Below are 18,705 nucleotides of genomic sequence, written 5' to 3' on the forward strand. Positions count from 1 at the left end.
GCAGCAATATTCCGCTGTTATCTGCTATTGTATTCTACGTTTTATAATATGCGTAAATATACACCCTCCGTATTCCCGGCACATCAACCGGGGACGGGAAGGAAATGTCAAAATTTCATGCGCTCTCCAAGAATTCTACCCTTCCATTACTCCATTCGCACAAACTGCACGTAAACTAGTAAGTATGGAAATTACTCCGGGCGATATTGCACGCATGGTAAAACGCGCCATGCGCGACCCGAAGCATACCCTGAAAACGTCGTCTCAGAACGAAAAACCGGCTGACGCAGCAGATACCGCAGACGGCCGGCATCACCATAAACTTGCTTATTTCAGATATACAGACCCGGATACTTCTTATGAGGCATTGCTGGAAGACGATGACGACACGCCGGTATACAGTTCGCAAACCCCTCATTCATCAGTTGAGATACGTCCGCACGGCGAGTACTCATACGGCAGCGATGATCCGCATTCCCTGCTTACTGCCGTATATGAAGAACTGCTGAAAGAGGAAGCGGATACGGATATTGACGATGACAGCCTGGGCCCTGAGAATGGTACCGAACAGATATCTTCAGACGGCCGAAGCCCTGCTACCCCTGCTGTAATGGCCGGCAGGCGCGAAAATTCAGCGACTTTCCCATCGCTTGACAACCGTAATCTGCCCATAGCGCGCGAATATTCTGCCGGAGGGCTTATTTTTGACGGCAATAACCATGTTGCTATTATCGCCCGCCACTCACGCTCCGGGCATCTTGAGTGGTGCCTGCCGAAAGGGCATATTGAGAAGGGGGAAACCCCCGAACAGACTGCTGTGCGTGAAGTGCATGAAGAGACTGGGATCCTTGGGGAAGTCGTTGATTCCATAGCGACGATCGACTACTGGTTTACCGGGACTACACAGCGTGTGCATAAGCTCGTACATCACTATGTGCTGCGTCAGACTGGCGGGGAGCTCAGCGTCGAGGGGGATCCTGACCACGAAGCAGAAGATGCTATATGGGTAAATTTTGACGACCTCGCTGATATCCTCAGCTACCCCAACGAACGGCGGATCGTATGGCTGTATTCCCGGAAAAGCAAAAAGGCTCACGAAACTGATGAGTGACACCGGCGCCAAAAACACCTCCCGATCTTCTGCACATCTCTGCTTCCGCAGCTGCTGTGCTGTACTGGCTGTACTTGTTTTTGCGGTCCTTGCCCTTATCAGCCCTGCTGCGCCGTCAGCCTCTGCAGATTCCCGCCAGCTGACGGCCGCAGGAACACAGAAAAATACTTCCGGGGTCACTCTGGCCCTGAAAAAATCAACTTCGGTCATCAGTGCTACATCCGGTTACAGTGCAACAGTCACTATCACAAATAATACTTTCCGTACGCTTGATACCGGCAAACTGACAGCCTATACACGCCCCGATTTCGTGTTCCGGGACAGTGACACTGTGCAGCGCTGGGCACAGGCTGATTTCCGCCTGGATGCAATGAGTGTCCTGGGATCAGGCGATACGCCGGCAATACAGCCGGGGAAGTCTGCCGACGTAACTATTTCCGTGAAGCCTGATGCACGTGCAATCTCGCGGATAACTACGTGGGGGGCAAAACCTGTCCTCATACGGTATACCCATAAAGAAGCTGCATCGGCCGGTTCCGAGCGCACCGGCAGTTATACAGGCCGCAGCAGCACAAGTGCACGCCGAACCGGCAATATCAGCAACTCAAGCGGTCCAAGGCCGGGACAGGTGGAACTGAGGACTTTTGTCACCAGGACGAACTCCGATCTCCCCGAAAGCTCGCTGCCAAAGCTTAACGTTGTTTTTGCACTGCCTGTCACTTCCCCGAAGCTGTCCCGCACGACCGTTTCCGCGTCCAGTCTGATACATGGCGCTGGTGCTGTGCGCACCGATTCTGCAGCAAATTCCATTTATTCGGAAACCCCCGACTGTGCCCGGCAGGCTGAATATATTAAAAAACTCAATGATACTTATCCCTTTATCCAGAACATTATTGATCCCGCAGTCGCAGGGCAGTACAAGGATTACCCTGCCGCCGCAGTCATGCAGCCTTACGGCACTAACGTAAGCGCAGTATCGCAGTACCCGTCCCTGCAGTGGGACTCAGCCGGGATACATGACCACCTGTGGGATGCGGCAGCTATCCAGAAACTGCTTAAAACACAGGGCACAGGCAGCTCCCCGGACCAGGGGAACAGCAGCGGCTACCCGTTCGCGCAGGCGCCTTCCATAGCATGGCAGGGCCCGCATTCTTCCTGGACAGCGGATGCCCTCGCCAGGGCCAGGCAGCAGGGATATACTGCCGTTATTGCGACAAGCGGGTTTACCGGTACAGGCAGCACTGCAGCACACACGGGGAAACTCACGGTCCCCACGCAGTCCGGGGATATCACCGTACTCAGTGCACACAGCAAACTCAGCGCACTGGCACAGAACAGGGCAACTTCCTCCTCTTCGGCCGCAGAGCAGTCGCAAGCCGGAAGGCTCAACAGGTTTATAGCTGAAACAGCTTTCTATGAGACCCAGGCGCCCTATGAGTCCCGGACCTTCCTTATCACTTTGGGAAGCCTTGCAGATACACAGCAGCGGCAGTATACCGGTTCCCTGCTCAAACTGGTCAGCCAGTCCCCCTGGCTTCAGACAGATACGCTCAACTCCCTGCTCACAGCAGACAGCCCCTATACATCCAGGCAGGCAGCAGATCTTGCCCAGGCAGGCAGTGCCGGCAAAGCTGCTGCAGGGCAGCACTTTTACGCTTCCGCCCTGAAAACCCTTGCCGGCCTCCGGGAAAAACTGGCTGTTTTCGACCGTACCATCCTCGTCCACTCATCTGCAGGCGGGCGCACATCATCTGCAGGGGCACAGGGGCTTTCCAGAGGGGATGCCCAAAATAACAGGTTGGCCGCAAACCGCGGTTATACCCTGGAGAATTCTGCAACATGGATGGGCGCCCTTTACACAGCCTTCGACACCTGTTCCCTGCGGTCATTCACTATTGACGACGGCAGTACTGGCACAGCAGATACCGGACAGACAGCACAGAATACTGCAGCTCAGGATACTACAACACAGAAAAATGCGGATGCTGCCGCTGAGGCTGCAGATCCTGCAAAAAGCATCGTTGATACACTGTACAGCTCAGTTTCGCTTATACATCCCGGTTCGGTCAGTACAGTTTCCGATAAAGCCAACCTTCCCCTTACCATTACCAATTCCCTTCCCTTCAGCGTAAAAGTCGGCATAAAAGGGACAGTGCTGAAAGAAACAGCACAGAATACAGGTATTGAGATATCGTCTGTTAAAGACATCACCGTCCACGCACACAGCAGTAAACAGACAACGCTTACAATAACTGCCCAGGGAGGCAGACGGGCCTCAGCAAAACTGTCCCTTACCGATTCGCAGGGGAAGGAATTCGGCAGGGCAGTCACTACGCAGATCACCAGCGCACTTGCCGTTAATGATATTACCGGATATGCCATAATCGCGATCGCTGTGATCCTGGGTGCCCTCGGCCTGTACCGCCAGATCAGGCGTATTCGTACAGGTGCTGTGAATAAAGGCGATGAAGTAGCTGAAAAGCACTAATCTTTCAAGGCAGTAAATTACAATAGGTACAGTAGGCGCAACTGGACGGTACGCAACAGGCAATAAAGCAGAATACAGAGGAAACATATGAGCTCTCAAGCATCATCAGTTGGACGCAATTCGCTGATTATGGCATCGGGCACTTTTGTGTCCCGTATCACGGGGCAGTTACGAACTATTCTGCTCGCTGCAGCCGTTGGGACAACAGGTATTGCGGCTAATGCATACCAGACAGGCACGATGATCCCGCAGGTACTGTTCACTATCCTTTCGGGAGGCGTTTTCAATGCTGTCCTTGTCCCGCAGATAGTCAAATCCCTTAAGGAAAAAGACGCGAACGAGCGGCTCGATAAGCTTATTACCCTGTCTATCATCCTCCTTTTCGGAGTTGCCGCTATTATGGCGGCCGGGACGTACCTTATCACGTCTTTATACCTGAATTCAAACTGGAACGCGCAGCAGCATGCGCTTGTAGATGCTTTTACGTTATGGTGCATGCCGCAGATATTCTTTTACGGCCTGTACACGATCCTCGGGCAGATACTGGCTGCCCATGAACGGTTCGCAGCATACGCATGGAGCTCTGTTGGGGCAAATATTATTGCATGCGCCGGCTTCGGGATTTTCATTGCCATGTTTGGCAACGCATCCCGCCAGCCTATGGGATGGTGGGATCAGAACAAGATCTTCCTGACTGCAGGCATGTGGACTTTAGGGGTTGCCTTCCAGGCAATCGTGCTGTTCATCCCTCTCTTTCAAACAGGGTACAAGTACCGCCCGCGTATGGGTATCCGCGGTATCGGCCTGCGGTCCATGGGGAATGTTGCTATGTGGAGCCTGAGCATAGTTGTTATCAACCAGGTTGTAGGCATCCTGACCACCCGCGTTACCAACGGCGCACCCATCCAGGGGAACGATCTGTATGGTATCGCCGGAAACGCTTCATATCAGAATGCATTCACCCTTTATATGCTGCCTTACGCACTTGTAGCTGTTTCCATCGCTACTGCTATCTTCCCACGCCTGTCGCTATACGTCACCGAAAACCGTATTGACGACGTCCGCGATACTCTGAGCTATTCACTGCGGCGATGCGGTATTATTATGCTGTTCATCACCGCCATGTTCGTCGCAATACCCGTACCGATCATCAAAGCCCTCCTGCCGTCAGTACCGCTGTCAGAAATTAACCTTATTGCGCCGCTGCTTATTGCCCTTGGGATCAATTCCTGGGCCGCATCGGCATTCCTTTTCCTCCAGCGCACTTTCTATGCCTTTGAAAACGGCAAATACCCTTTTATTTTCACTGTTATCCAGAACGCTGTCCAGATCATAGGGATCATGATCGCACAGTTCAGCTTTGCACCCCGGTACTGGACACTTGGCGTAGCAATTTCCGTTACTGTCAGCTATGCCGTCAGCCTTCCTGTACTGTTCTATCTCAGCCAGAAAAAGCTCTTCAACGGTACGCTCAATATTGCACGGATCGTGCTGTCCTTCGGGAAAACCGTTATTGCCGCCGTCATAACCGCTCTGCTGAGCTATTCCCTGTACGCTATCCTTATCCGGATTATGCATATACAGCTTTCAGGCGTACATGGCCATATGTCATGGATCCAGTCGCTTGTCATCTGCATAATCATCGGGATAATTGCGCTCGCGCTCTACACGGGTATCCTTGTACTGCTGAGGATGAACGATCTTGTCGATATCGGGATTTCTGCCGTAAAGCGCCTCCATCTTGAACGGTTCCCCCTGGGCGCGCAGCTCCTTGCCCAGCTTGAAAAGCGACAGACCAAGAAGCGTATTATTGTTTCCGAGTATGCTGCTGACCTCAACGACGGCATCATAGCCGAGCCTCAGGCACTCCCCCAGATGGATACTTTCCAGTCAACAGATGCATCATATAACCTTGATCCACGGCCGGTACGCACGGTGGCCTCACGCAACGCAGCTTTTATAGGCCTTGACCGGAAAGCCGGAAAGGGCAAGGGCGATGCAGGACGTACGGGCCGTCCAGAAAACGCCGGCCTTGCCGGCAAGGCCGGTCCGGAGACCCATACTGCAGGAGGTACTGGAAACAGTGCAGGTACAGCAGCTGCTGGTGCGTCTGATCTTCCGGTATCCGATATTGTCCCCCGGGCCGTACCGGATGAGGGCCGGCAGGGTGCTGCGGGTACTGACGGTATCGGAAAGACGGCTGTTTCATCTGATACCGTATCACCTGCAGCCACACGCATCCCCTCTGCTGTTGTACGCTCTGCCGGACAGGATACCTCTTCCCCTGCCGCAGCAGCTTCTGCGGCATCTCTTCTTGCCTCGGCGGGAACAGGGGCAGAAACGGGCAGGGGTAATACTGCATCTGGCATCCTGCACCAGTCCGGCACTGTGCACGGGGACAGCCATACTATGAATATCCATCCGGGAGATATCATCCTCAACCGTTATGAACTGCTGGAACTTCTTAACGAGGGGACCGGGATCGCTGCATTCAGGGCTTTTGACATCTCTTCTTCGCAGGAATGCCAGATTTTCATAACCACTAATAAGCATCTGTTCGATGAAATAGGCAACATCACTTCAGAGCTGACTCTGGCAAAATTTACTTTCAGTGAGCAGATCCTCCAGTCGTACCGTGATACCGAGGCTTATATAGTTGCGATTCCGCGTGATAAAGGCATAAGCCTTGCTGATTATACGCGGCTCGATAGCCCGGAAAGCACAGGGCAGCAGCCTGGCCGGCGTAATCTGCCCCAGCCGGCTTCATCAGCCACGCAGACAGCAGCTGCACACGGGCAGGCTGCACATGGCCCGGATGCCCGGCAGCATACTGTCAGTGTGGCCGGAGTCCGCAGCATTATAGGCGAACTGGTACAGATCGGGCAGACCTTCAAAGACCATGGTATCGCACATCACGCTATCACTGCGCAAACAATACGCCTGACCGGTACGCAGCTTATGATCGCCGATACAGCGGTTTCACGCATGGTCAGCACGTACGCCAATGAAAGCATCCAGGATACCGTCACAGATCCAGAACTGGCTACTGTAAGGCAGATAGCGGCAGTCCTGTTCCAGCTCATTACAGGAAGGGAATTTGACCCTTCAGCAGATACGACTTCGGCGGCACTCACCCTGAAGCCATCTTCCGCACAGGCTGCTTCCGGATCCGGGAATGATCCTGCTTCTGGCCCTACCGCCAAGCCTGCTGTTTCAGATACTGCAGCGGGGGCTTCAGCAAAAGCAGGTACGCCTGCAGCTTCAGGAAAGGCAAATCCTGTACCGGAGACAGCAGGTATACAGTATTCTTCACTTCTCGGCCAGGGTGAACAGATCCCGCCGGAATTCTTCCTGATCTGCGAGCGCGCACTCGGACTGAGGGATGCCGGCTCCCCTGATCCATCCCAGTCCCAGGGAGTATCCCAGGAAACATCAGGCGGGACAGTGCCTACCCCCATCTTTACACTGCTTGAGCTGTCAGTACTCCTTGGTTCCTATACCCCATGGAAAGGGCTGTCATTCTCTGACGTCCATGGGCCTTTCCCTGATTCCCGGGCTTCAATATCACAGATAAGCCTGCAGATTGCCGGCATCAATGATAAACTCACAGTCCCCGGCTATCTGTTCCATAGCTCAGCGGCTCCATCTGCCCGCAGGAGTGCGCGTGTCATCCACTCATCGTCATGGAACCGTGACCAGCTTTTCCAGAAAGATAATGAAGTAAAACTCAGCCCTCAGGGAGATGACCTTTTCGGCGCATTCGATGATTCCGGCAGAGGCGCTGATGTTTCCCCTCTTACAGGGAACTCGCCGAAAATAGTCCCGGCAGCGTATCCGGAAGAAGCTAACAGCAGTACCCATGCAATCAACATCGGATCTGTGCAGGATACGTATACAAATACCAGCGGACCGCTTTCCGGGACGGAAGGTCCAGGATCTACGCCAGCCAATGATAACCAGTATGGTACTGCTGCATCAACTTCAGAAAGGCTCGCCCGTCTTGCAGCACAGCAGCCCCAGAATCCGCTTTCCTCCGGCCCGCGTCAGGCTGAAGCACAGGCTGGCTCTTCCCATGCACAGTCTGACGCTTCCCACGGATATGCTTCCCAGCTATCACATACCAGACCTTCTGTATCCGGCCTGCCAGGCCGCTCTGTTGGGGACAGAAGGCTAAATGAAAGCGCTGCCAATGATCCTGAGCTCGAAAGATCATATGATAGGCAGCAAAAACGTGCTGCCAGGGAACAGAGGGATTCTGTTGTACGCCACAGGACTGTAACAGTTATGATCGTCGGCGTCATACTCATTGTCGCGCTGGTTGCCGCATCCTATACTATGGGGCTGTTCCGCTTCCGTTCCCCAATAAGTAACGGGAACTCCCCGTGGCCAAGCCTGCAGGCGAATGAAAGTGTTAATGGGGATACATCGTCTTCAGGTCCCTCCGCACCATCATCATCAGGTTCTTCTTCCAGTTCCGGACCGTCAAGTTCCGGGGATGCCTCGTCATCTGGAGGCAATTCGCAGAGCACATCTCCGTCTACGACATCTTCCTCTTCCCCATCATCGCAGCCAGCTAATTCAGGGCCTGCCGCACAGGGAGGCCAGAGCGCTGCAGCTTTCCCTCAGACCAAGGCCGCACAGGGTGTCCCTGATCCGAATATGCCTTCAGGCACGGCCACTATCCGGCTTGCCAGCACACGTTTCCTGAATAAGCCTAACGGGCTCAAGGGGTACGGGATGGCACTGACTTTCCGCGGTACCCAGACCATTACAAAGATACGCCTCAGCTCGCGTTCTTCCGGCGGCACAGGATATGTGTATGCGGATTCCGATTCTTCAAACCCGAATAACGGGTATCCGGTCGGGCAGTTCAGCTTCTCAGGATCCGGGGATACGGTGATTACACTCAGCCGTCCTGTTTCCACGGATCGGCTGGTGCTATGGGTCCCATCTGAATCAATGCCCTCAAACAACAGGGTATATTTCAACCGCATCTCTGTGTCCTGACCGGTAAGCCGGCACAGTCCAGCTCACGCTATATACAGAGCTGGGTTCACGCCGAATATACACTTTTCCCCGTGCAACTGTACCGGCTGTATCTTGTTTTAATGTGGCTGCCTTCCATTCCTGCACAGCGCCCGCATAGTTTACTAACTAATCCTGCAGGCCTTGCCCAGAGCATAGGAAGGAATAATACAGCATTCAGGCGGTTCTTACCTGTAGATAGATTTATAAAGGCGGCATCAGGAAAGTTACAGTACCGGTAATAGCGGATGATACTGTGGACTATCCTCAGCAATGAGCCGTCCTGACGGCAGAGGCATTGGAGGAACCATGGAAAACCTTATATCGCTGAGTCCATCACGGAAGGCTAATGATCCGGCAGACCCGGCTGGCCGGAAAAATTCGGCAGAAATTGCCGCATCTGCTGCCCAGGCAGCTGAAACAGGTCCTGCAGTTGCCAATGCAGTTATCGTAGGGTCCGGGCCTGCGGGCTATACTGCAGCAATCTACCTGGGACGGGCCGGCTATTCCCCTATTGTCCTGGCAGGCGCGCTGTCCCCCGGAGGCCAGCTGGTCAACACTACAGAAATTGAAAACTTCCCCGGTTTCCCCGATGGCATAGCGGGCCCTGAGCTTATGGATAACATGCGCAAACAGGCTGAACGGTTCGGGGCGCAGGTCATTAATGATGATGTTGTTTCAGCAGATCTGAGAGGGGGCATCAAATCCCTTCAGACAGACAACAGCGGGATTTTCCGCTCGCGGACGGCTATCATTACAACAGGATCAGACTACCGGAAGCTGGAAGTCCCCGGTGAAAAAGAGTACAGCGGCAAAGGGGTCTCCTATTGCGCAACCTGCGACGGCTATTTCTTCAGGGGCAAACCTATTGCAGTAATTGGCGGTGGGGATACTGCCATGTCAGATGCCCTGTTCCTTTCACGTTTCGGCTCATCTGTTACTGTTATCCACCGCAGGGATACTTTCCGGGCTTCCCGGATCCTCGTTGACCGTGCTGAACAGGATCCAAATATTACTTTTGTTCTTGACAGTACTGTTTCCAAAATCAATGGGGACGGTACTTCAGCCCAGTCTGTTAATGTCCACAATCTTAAAAACGGCACTGACACCGTACTGCCGGCTAACGGTATATTTATTGCAATTGGGCACACACCGCGCACCGGTTTTCTCTCAGGGCAGCTTGACCTGGATGATGGCGGATACATCAGGACCTCCGGGGCGACTGCGCAGACATCATTGAGCGGTGTATTTGCTGCCGGTGATGTTGTTGACAGTGTATATAGGCAGGCAATTTCAGCAGCCGGTATGGGCAGCCGAGCGGCACTTGACGCACAGGGATATCTGGAAAATATCGGGATGACAGGCAGCCTCCGGCCAGCAGTTTAACGGTTTTCCAAGGAAGCTGCATCCATTTTACAGACGCAGCTTGATGTATTTATATGCGCGTGATTGCAATTTCACTAAAAGTATAATACAGGCAGTACCCAGCCGGACAGGACACCAGACAAGATAGGTAAAGACGACTGACCTGTTGCAATCAGATCAAAACCAGCCGTCTGCAGTACCCTGTGATGAGCTTTGTCCCTGGCTGCCGCCCGGCTGCCCGCTCCCCTGCTGGATGACGCTGATGATCCTGTGAAGGTCCTCCTGGGATGTGAATGTTATTTCTATACGCCCTTTCCTGGACGTACCTTTAATATCTACCTTTGTATCAAAATAGTTGCTTAACTGCTCAATCTCCGGTGCCGATGCCCAGACATTCTGAGAAGGCTTATGCTTCTTCTGGCTTGCTCTGTGCGACTGCATCACAACAAGTTCTTCCGTACTTCGGACTGACAATCCTTCAGCAACGATCCGGTTAGCAAGCTTTTCCATCGATTCAGAAGACGAGAGGGACAGCAAGGCGCGGGCATGCCCTGCAGAAAGGACGCCGGAAGCTACTTTCTTCTGGACGGAGGCCGGCAACTGCAGCAAACGCAGTGTGTTCGCGATCTGCGGGCGCGATTTGGAAACAGATTTCGACAGCTGCTCCTGGGTCAGGCCAAAATCTTCCATCATCTGCTGATATGCTGCCGCTTCCTCAAGCGGATTCAATGCAACCCGATGGAGGTTCTCCAGCAAAGCATCGCGCAGCATACTATCGTCTGTAGCAGTTTTTACTATAGCTGGGATCGTCTTAAGCCCCGCTAAAATGCTTGCCCGGAGACGGCGTTCACCCATAATAAGCTCATACTGAGGTGCAGGGCTGCTGCGATCCTGCTTCTGGCGCATATATTTCCGGCTACGTTCCTGATCCTGTTTCCGTGCATCGCCATCAGGCTGCTGCACGGTACGCTTGTTCCTACCCAAATCACGGTTATCATCATGTTCCGTGCCGCGACGGCGGACGACTACCGGCTGAAGAACACCGACTTCTTTGATTGAATCAGCCAATTCCCTGAGTTCACCATCATCAAATACTGTCCTGGGCTGTTTTTCATTTGGTGATATTTCCGATATCGGGATTTCAGCAAGGTACCCGCCCTGAACTGGCAAAAGCTGATCGGGGTTACCCTGTCCGCTGCGGTTAACCGGAGTCTTACTGTTCTTAGACTCCTTATCTGCTGAGCCTAAGGGCTTATCCTGTTTATCCTTATTTGTTTTATTCCCGTCGTTTGTTTTATCCCTGCCGTTATCCGTCAGCTGCTTATCCTTTTCTGCTTTAACTTTCCTGGTTGCACTGCAGCTGAGCCTAGCCCCGGTGACCTTTCCCTTATTTTTAGGATTCGCCGACTCCTGTTTTATCTCCTGAGAACTTTCGCCGGCACCGTGAATACTATTATGCTGAGCCTGTCCCTCTCTATTATGCTGAGTCCGCTCTTCATCATTGTTCACAGAAGGTTCAATTCCATGCGCAGAAGATTTGCGCTTTAATGTTTCACGCGAAACATTACCATTTTGGGAGATAGATACTTTTGATCCCTGCTTTGCTTTACTGCCTTTATTATGCACATTCCTTTCAGATGTACCTTGTTTATGAGAATCCTTGCCCTTTTCTGCAATTTTCGCAGCAGATGTTTCACGTGAAACATTTTCAGACGAATCCTGAACCAGGTCTTCTGTATGGTTCCCCGCTGTATTGGTATTTTTCTGCTGCTTTACAGCAGAAGTTTTTACTCCGCTGCCATCTTCTGTACCATTATTCCACGCCGGTTGCTGCACGCTCTCCGAAACCGCTGCTTTTGCCCTGTTATCCTTATGTTTATCAGCTGCAGTATCCTCAAGATCAATGGTATCCGATTTAGCTTTATGGTTCTCAGTATCACTTAACTGTTCGCTGTCTGCTGCAACATCGCTTTCCCGGACACCGCTTGCTTCGAAAAAGAAATTACTTGGATGAATGGATTCAGCAAGCGAAGGCATACGGCGCTTCCCGACGCGGATCCTGCTCAGGACATCACTGCTGTCTGCTTCAGCTGAAGCATCATCACCGTGGAATGTTTCACGTGAAACATTTTGTCCGTTAGAATACGAAGTATCCTTCCCATGCAGCCTCTTCGAGCTATCTGATGCATCCTTGCCTTCGAATCCATGTTTCTGTCCTTCGTTGAACGAAACATCGCCTGCATTTTCCTCAAACGTTGGGAGCGTGGGAAACAACGCTCCAACACCTTTACCAAGGCGTGATTTTTTCGCCATTATTTATTTCCTTTCTCTGTTAGCCTTGCAATAATTCCCTCTGCTCTGTTATTGATTTCTAACGCCGCTTCACGATATGCAATCGATCCGTTCCCTTTAGGGTCATACGTAATAATAGTCTGATTAAAACTAGGAGCCTCAGAGATCCTCACTGACCGTGGAATTGTGGCATCAAGGACAATATCTTTGTAATGTTCCTTAATCTCACCATAAACCTCTCTGCTCAAAAGTGTACGTTTATCAAACATCGTTACAAGCATAGTTGAGATGACCAGATTATGATTTAATGAATTCTGGACAAGCTGGATAGTATTGAGTAACTGCCCAAGGCCTTCAAGTGCATAGTATTCAGCCTGGATAGGAATCAGTACTTCATGTACTGCACATAAAGCATTAAGAACCAGCAGCCCCAAACTCGGTGCACAATCAATGATGACATAATCATAATGCTTATCGCTGTTATTGATATAGTTATCAAGCTGCTGTTTAAGGAGCCCCGTACGGTTATCCATATCAACAATTTCCAGCTCAGCGCCGCTTAGGTCAATACTTGATGGCACTACATCCAAAGTATCAAACTCCGGACACGCTTTTACAGCATCCTGTATGCTGCTTCGGCCTTCGATCACATCGTAAACTGTGATATCATCGGAACCATGGGGGATACCTAAAGCAGTGGAAGCATTCCCTTGAGGGTCCATATCAATAACAAGGACATTCAATCCGCTGTCAGCAAATGCTCCTGCAAGATTAACAGCCGAAGTTGTTTTCCCAACTCCGCCTTTTTGATTGGATATAGCAATGTATCGGGTCTCGCTGGGATGCTGGAATTCAATTTCGTCCAGCTTACGGAGCCTGTCTTTCTCATCCGCCAGTTCCGAACCAAAACCGCTGGAGGAATTGCCAAAAATACGCTTCAGTATGTCCTGAGCAGACTCAAAAACTGGCTCCTCAGAACCGTCTCTGACGTTTTCGTCTGAAAATGTTTCACGTGAAACATCGGACATAATACCTCCTTGGTCGTCTTTTCTATTCTTCTATACTTCCTCGACACACGCAACTTTCAAAAGCTGATGTGGATAAGGCCTGTGGAAAACTGAGTAGAAAAGGTCTCAGATATAAAGTAAAAAAGTATATAAGCAGGTATATGGAGAGTTGGAATATAGAAAGCATAGGAAATATAGGAATATAAGAAGTATTAAGAGGATATGCAGGAAGAGTACAAAAGGTATATGGAAAAAAGTATCTTACATAATTTACACAATACGATACAGTTTATGGTATTCGACTATTTACAGTATTCTCCGAAGATGCCGCTAATCCAAGATACCACTTTACGTAATGGAACCCTATTTACGGTTTTCCACAGAAATCCCTGCTCCAGGCGCATACAACTCAATAAGAAAACATAATAATGGGATACACACAGAATCGATGACCAACAATCAACGCACTACTACTGTAACTACATGTGTGGGCTCAAGCCCCTCAGCCACAGGTGCTTCCTCCACTTTCCACGATACGGCATAATTCTTTTTCAGCTCTTTTTCAGCCTTATTAAGCTCACTCTGTGCAGATTTGCCTTTAAGGGCAATCAGTTCACCATGCCTTTTCAATAGCGGCAAAGCCATTCCAGATAATTTAGACATTGGTGCAACAGCGCGGCACGTAACAATATCAAATCCCATAAAATGAGGATTTTCCCTTTTGAATGAATCAAAAGAACTGCCATTATCCTGTTCAGAGGCCGCTTCCCGGCTTCGATCAGGCTTCTGGATCCGGGCTGGGCCCTGGTTCCAGGCAAGCTCACGGTCTGGAGCAGGTTTCCGATCCCAGACCGGTTCTTGGCCCCAAGCCAGCTCCTGCTTAAAAACAGCCTCGTGACTGTGGACAGGCTTCAGATTCCCAACAAAATCCTGGTTCCGGTTATAGCTGTTTTTGCCGTTTCGTTTCAAACGACGCCCCGGATTTCTCTTCTGTTTCCGATCACCGCGGTATTGTGCTCCAGATACACCGTTAACAGCCTTCTTATAAGAAATAAGTTCTTCAGTACGGGCACGTACGACCTGTGCGTTAACAAGATCTAATTCATCGATTACTCCAGAAAGCCACTCACAACGCCGTTCCATGGGTTCAATAAGGAAAAAACTAATATCAGGAAGGGTGGATGCAAGCACGATACCAGGAAACCCGCCGCCGCTGCCGATATCACCTACAACAGCTTTACTTCCAGATCCTCTTTTTTTACTGACCTGCTCCGCAGCAGTTTTGATATAGGGGAGAAGGGCAGCCGAATTAAAGATATGCCTTTCCCACAGGATATCAACGTCGCGCGGTCCAATAATCCCCCGTAATACCCCCTCGCTTTCCAGCTTTTTATGGAAAAACTCCATCCTTTCTGAAGAATCCCTGAAAATACTCTTAATAAGAGGGGAGTTATCAAATTGATCAGCCATATACTGCAACGACCTTATGTGACGCAAGCCTTATTTTATAGTGAGGATACCCATACTTCTGCCGGTATTTCAGTTGCCGTTATTCTGAAACATTACTGTTCCCTGCAATACCGGCATCACCTGCATGATAAACGTAACCTGCGTCACTGGCATCGCCATCTCTGGCAGTATCAATCTCATCAGCATCAGTTTCAGTCTCATCATCGTTATCTTCATCAGCATAATCACGCGAAACGGAAACACTGCCCGTATCTGCAGCATTATGGGCATACCGGTTTGCGAAACCATCAGTGCTGGAACCGTCCTGGGATCCACTGACGAAATCTTCAGCTTCATCAAACTCCGGATCATCAGGTCCGCCATTATCAAGTTCACCATCATAGCCATCATCAACGCTGCTGTCCTGCGCTCTCAGGTAAACAGTGACGTACCTGTCCGGCTCAACACCATGGGACCGCGATTTCAATCCCTCTTCGCGGACAATATCATGGACGATCTTGCGCTCAAAAGAGTTCATTGACCGCAGTGAAACCGGCTCACCTGTTTCGCGTACCTCATCAACAGCATCCAGGGCAATATCCTCTACATGCTTCCGCCTGCGTGTCAGATAACCGTCAACGTCGAGGATCAGATGTGAGCGGTCACCTGTTTTCTGCTGAACAGCAAGGCGGGAAAGCTGCTGCAGCGCGTTAACGACCTCGCCATGCCTGCCTATAAGGTTTTTGATATCCTCATCGTCGTCAGCCACGATCTGTACTGTCGGCCTGTTATTACGCACAGCAAGCTCAATATCCCCATCATAATCAATGATATCAAGCAGCTCTTCAAGATAATCAGCAGCGATATCAGCTTCCTCATTGAGCTGGTCTACTGTCTTTACGTCCTCGTCTGCCATAATATGCTCCTTTATGATCCAGGATCCTGTACTTCTTATAAATAACTATATTTCTTTACTATTTTCCGTTAATATTTTTCTCCGGGCCTTTTACGGACCGCCGTCAATTTTAACTGCTACTTGTAATGTATCATATTTGCACCTTTTCTGTACAATACGCACATTTCTATACATAAGCAGATACCTGCCGGACCTACTTTTTCTTCTTTTTCCGTGAAGGCTGCTTGCGCTGGTGACCCTCAACGGAAAGGCGTTCCTCGGCTTCTTTCGCTTTGAGGAGCTCTTCTTCTTCAAGGGAGATCTCCCCGGCACGCTCACGGCGGGCCTGTTCTTTCCTGTAATCGCGTTTCTCTTTAGCTTCAGCAGCTGGGGAGCCGGGGGTCGGCATATTATAAACCTGCCAGAGGGTCTGGCCCAGAGTCCAGATATTATTGGTCAGCCAGTAGACCAGTACCGCGAACGGGAATGTGATACCAGAAAAGATATACATAACAGGGAAGATGAACGACATAAGCATCTGCGTCCGGTAAGCCGTTCCCTGCATAGACGCTTTCGGCATATTGCGGCGGACATTATGCCATTGTGAATAAAACATAGTCAGGCACATCAATGCAACGAAAATACCGATAGTGACTTTACCGCCCGAATCAGCTGTTGCAAATGTTGATGACAGTTTGATATTAAACAGCTGCGCATTGGAGAATCCCTGGGCAGCCGTCTTATCGAACGCCCCTAAAGGCCCGCGCCTGCCATCGGCAATATATGTCACCGCAGACAGTGTGTAGAACATCGCCATAAATATAGGTCCCTGTATCAGAGACGGTACACAGGAACCCATAGGGTTCGCATGATTATCCTGATACACCTTCATTGTTTCGCGGCTCATTGCCTCGCGGCTTGCCCTGTCCGTTTTGCCTTTATATTTTTTCTGTATTTTCTGCAGCTGAGGCTGGAGTGCCTGCATTTTCCTCATGGACAGCATCTGCCGTACAAACAGCGGAAGGATGATCAGTTTGACCAGCACCACCAGGAGCATAACTGCAATGGACCATGCGAGCCCCTGGGCCCCGCTCAATCCGATTGCTGTAAGGACATCGTGGAAAAACTTGATCACGTACGCCATTGCTGCTTCGATCGGGCGCAGGATCGTATAGAACCAGCCGAAAAAGCCTCTATCTAATAACATAGGTTCCCCTTAATACCGCAGATCTGAATAAAAGTTCAGTATTCCTTGCTATTTCGCTATTTTCCGTATTTCGTACTGCCTAAATTATACATGAACGTGTGGCGAACTATTATCGTCACTGCTATCTGTTCCTGCCAACGGAACAACACGGGGTTCTTCATGCGCCTTCGACCACGTGAACCGGTAAAAAACCGAGAATTTCTGAGGCACGTCATCAATGCCGCCGTTACTCCATGGCCGGCATCTGGCCAGCCGCAGCAGTGCCAGAACCGATCCCCGGAAAGCCCCGAACCGTTTTACCGCGGTCAGTGCATACGTGGAACATGTTGGATAATATTTGCATGATGGGGGAGTGTTGGGGGAAATACGGCGGCGATAAAAACTGATACATCGTATAACGGCCTTCTGTGCCCAAGATGGATCTTTGCGCATTACCTGTATCCTATGTATTCCGTCAGTATTTCTGCCAGCATCCGCAGCATTGGTATTACCCTTATGCTTGGAAAGAAGCATTGTGCTGCTGCGCGGATTTCCCTCAGGTACGTCGTTGCTGGGGCCTTGTGATACCTGCGGTACTTGTGATGCCATGTGCTGATCCTCTACAAGCCAGTTGCTAAACCGTATTACGCGGCGGGCTTGTCTGCAGGATATTCGGCGGATTTTTCCCTTAACCCTGCATATATTTTTTCCATCTGGGAATCCAGCGCATCGAAACGCGCATAAGCTGCTGAAGGCTTTGCCCGTACAACTATATCAATACAGAGCGTTCCTGCCGAAGGAAGGTCAGTAAGATAGCCTTCATATTTCTTCGCCAGTACGCGGAGCCTCCGTTTAACTGTATTACGCATCACTGCATTCCCAACAGATTTGGAAACGGCAAGCCCTAACCTGATATCAATATCCCGGCATCCAGTAACAGGGCTGCTTTTTATACCTTTCCGGGGACTGCCAGGCTCCGGCTGACGATAGATACTGTAATGGAGCACAATATCCCGGGAGGAAAACTTCTGGTGCTTTTTCAGAACAGCAACAAAATCTTTATGGCCCTTAAGTCTGTCCATTCGCTGTTGCCTCCGGTCCAGTACCGCCCAAATAATAAATGGATAATAGTAAACGGCTATTATGAACAAAGCGCTGCTGTGCAGTGCCTGTTTATAGAGCTATGTTACTATGCTGCATTATCTGTATTTCCTGTAAGCCTGTGTACCTTTGCACTTGCAGGTACAGTAAAACAGCCAAAGCCGCAGTTTACCTCTGCCTGCAGCCTTGGCTATATTGCTGTCCACACTCTCCTGAGACTATACCCTTAAGCGGAGAGTACCTTACGCCCCTTTGCACGGCGGCGGTTGATCAGCGCACGCCCTGTGCGTGTACGCATACGCTGACGAAAACCGTGCTTCATATGGCGGCGGCGATTGTTCGGCTGGAAAGTCCTCTTCATAGTAAAACGCTCCCGTTTCCTGCCACGCTTAAACGTGGCTCCTCATGAGTCAATCTCTATTAAGTTACTATTACCACTCTACATAATCGTATGACTATGTTTATGGAGATTCTCTACTTTATACCACGAATCACACCGTAATCAAACTTCTTCACATTCTTCCCCTCTTTGTGATCAATTTGAAAATGGGTATCAGTAAGCAACAGTAAAACTACACTGATGTAACTTATCAACATCAACGCTGTGAATATGTGGATATCTCAAGGATCTTGATTTTAATTTATCCACAAATTACACGCGTGTTATTCACATTCATGTATTTACAACACGCCCAATTGTGGATAACTTCTGTGGGTGCGATTATAAATGTTGGTACACATCAGAGAACTTATTTGGAACCGGAAAGATTCATTATTGGAGGGACT

The 18,705-nt window shown here is 50.4% G+C and carries 11 protein-coding genes and 1 pseudogene; 4 read left to right on the forward strand and 8 right to left on the reverse strand.

The genetic code is table 11. From position 1 onward, the window contains the following. Window positions 1-184 precede the first annotated feature (184 nt). From ABKA16_RS06385 to trxB, 4 genes are all read left to right on the forward strand, one after another. Window positions 185-1,111, forward strand: a complete 927-nt coding sequence (locus ABKA16_RS06385) for an NUDIX hydrolase (RefSeq protein WP_380999886.1) — start codon at window positions 185-187, stop codon at window positions 1,109-1,111. After that, window positions 1,104-3,599, forward strand: coding sequence for a DUF6049 family protein (locus tag ABKA16_RS06390; RefSeq protein ID WP_380999884.1), 2,496 nt, complete (start codon window positions 1,104-1,106; stop codon window positions 3,597-3,599). The genes ABKA16_RS06385 and ABKA16_RS06390 overlap by 8 nt, the downstream gene beginning before the upstream one ends. A gap of 87 nt (window positions 3,600-3,686) precedes the next feature. Then, a complete protein-coding gene (locus ABKA16_RS06395; RefSeq protein ID WP_380999882.1) occupies window positions 3,687-8,606 on the forward strand; it encodes a murein biosynthesis integral membrane protein MurJ in 4,920 nt (1,639 codons plus the stop codon). Between the two features lie 327 nt (window positions 8,607-8,933). Beyond that, complete coding sequence (gene trxB, locus ABKA16_RS06400) at window positions 8,934-10,010, forward strand: thioredoxin-disulfide reductase (protein ID WP_380999880.1); 1,077 nt, start codon at window positions 8,934-8,936, stop codon at window positions 10,008-10,010. Window positions 10,011-10,166: 156 nt separating this feature from the next. Here trxB and ABKA16_RS06405 read toward each other — a convergent pair whose 3' ends face one another. The 8 genes and pseudogenes from ABKA16_RS06405 to rpmH form a co-directional block, all read right to left on the reverse strand. Next, the gene (locus ABKA16_RS06405; RefSeq protein WP_381000178.1) at window positions 10,167-11,306 is read right to left on the reverse strand and encodes a ParB/RepB/Spo0J family partition protein; all 1,140 of its coding nucleotides are present in this window, start codon (window positions 11,304-11,306) and stop codon (window positions 10,167-10,169) included. Window positions 11,307-12,301: 995 nt separating this feature from the next. Continuing rightward, on the reverse strand, window positions 12,302-13,309 hold the full coding sequence (locus ABKA16_RS06410; protein WP_007147871.1) for a ParA family protein: 1,008 nt from the start codon (window positions 13,307-13,309) through the stop codon (window positions 12,302-12,304). Between the two features lie 438 nt (window positions 13,310-13,747). Then, window positions 13,748-14,758, reverse strand: a complete 1,011-nt coding sequence (locus tag ABKA16_RS06415) for a 16S rRNA (guanine(527)-N(7))-methyltransferase RsmG (RefSeq protein WP_380999878.1) — start codon at window positions 14,756-14,758, stop codon at window positions 13,748-13,750. 370 nt (window positions 14,759-15,128) lie between these two features. Beyond that, window positions 15,129-15,653 (reverse strand): annotated as a pseudogene (locus ABKA16_RS06420) (protein jag); the annotation flags it as partial. 193 nt (window positions 15,654-15,846) lie between these two features. Continuing rightward, window positions 15,847-16,839 (reverse strand): membrane protein insertase YidC, encoded by a 993-nt coding sequence (gene yidC / locus ABKA16_RS06425; RefSeq protein ID WP_380999877.1) that lies wholly within the window; start codon window positions 16,837-16,839, stop codon window positions 15,847-15,849. 84 nt (window positions 16,840-16,923) lie between these two features. Beyond that, window positions 16,924-17,271, reverse strand: a complete 348-nt coding sequence (gene yidD / locus ABKA16_RS06430) for a membrane protein insertion efficiency factor YidD (protein ID WP_381000176.1) — start codon at window positions 17,269-17,271, stop codon at window positions 16,924-16,926. Window positions 17,272-17,462: 191 nt separating this feature from the next. Next, on the reverse strand, window positions 17,463-17,900 hold the full coding sequence (gene rnpA, locus ABKA16_RS06435) for a ribonuclease P protein component (protein ID WP_007147866.1): 438 nt from the start codon (window positions 17,898-17,900) through the stop codon (window positions 17,463-17,465). A 245-nt stretch (window positions 17,901-18,145) separates the two neighbouring features. Then, entirely contained in the window at window positions 18,146-18,280 is a 135-nt protein-coding gene (rpmH, locus tag ABKA16_RS06440) for a 50S ribosomal protein L34 (protein ID WP_007147865.1), read from the reverse strand. Between the last annotated feature and the right edge of the window lie 425 nt (window positions 18,281-18,705).

The sequence above is a fragment of the Scardovia wiggsiae genome (genome assembly GCF_051045985.1).
In the GTDB taxonomy this organism is placed as follows: domain Bacteria; phylum Actinomycetota; class Actinomycetes; order Actinomycetales; family Bifidobacteriaceae; genus Scardovia; species Scardovia wiggsiae.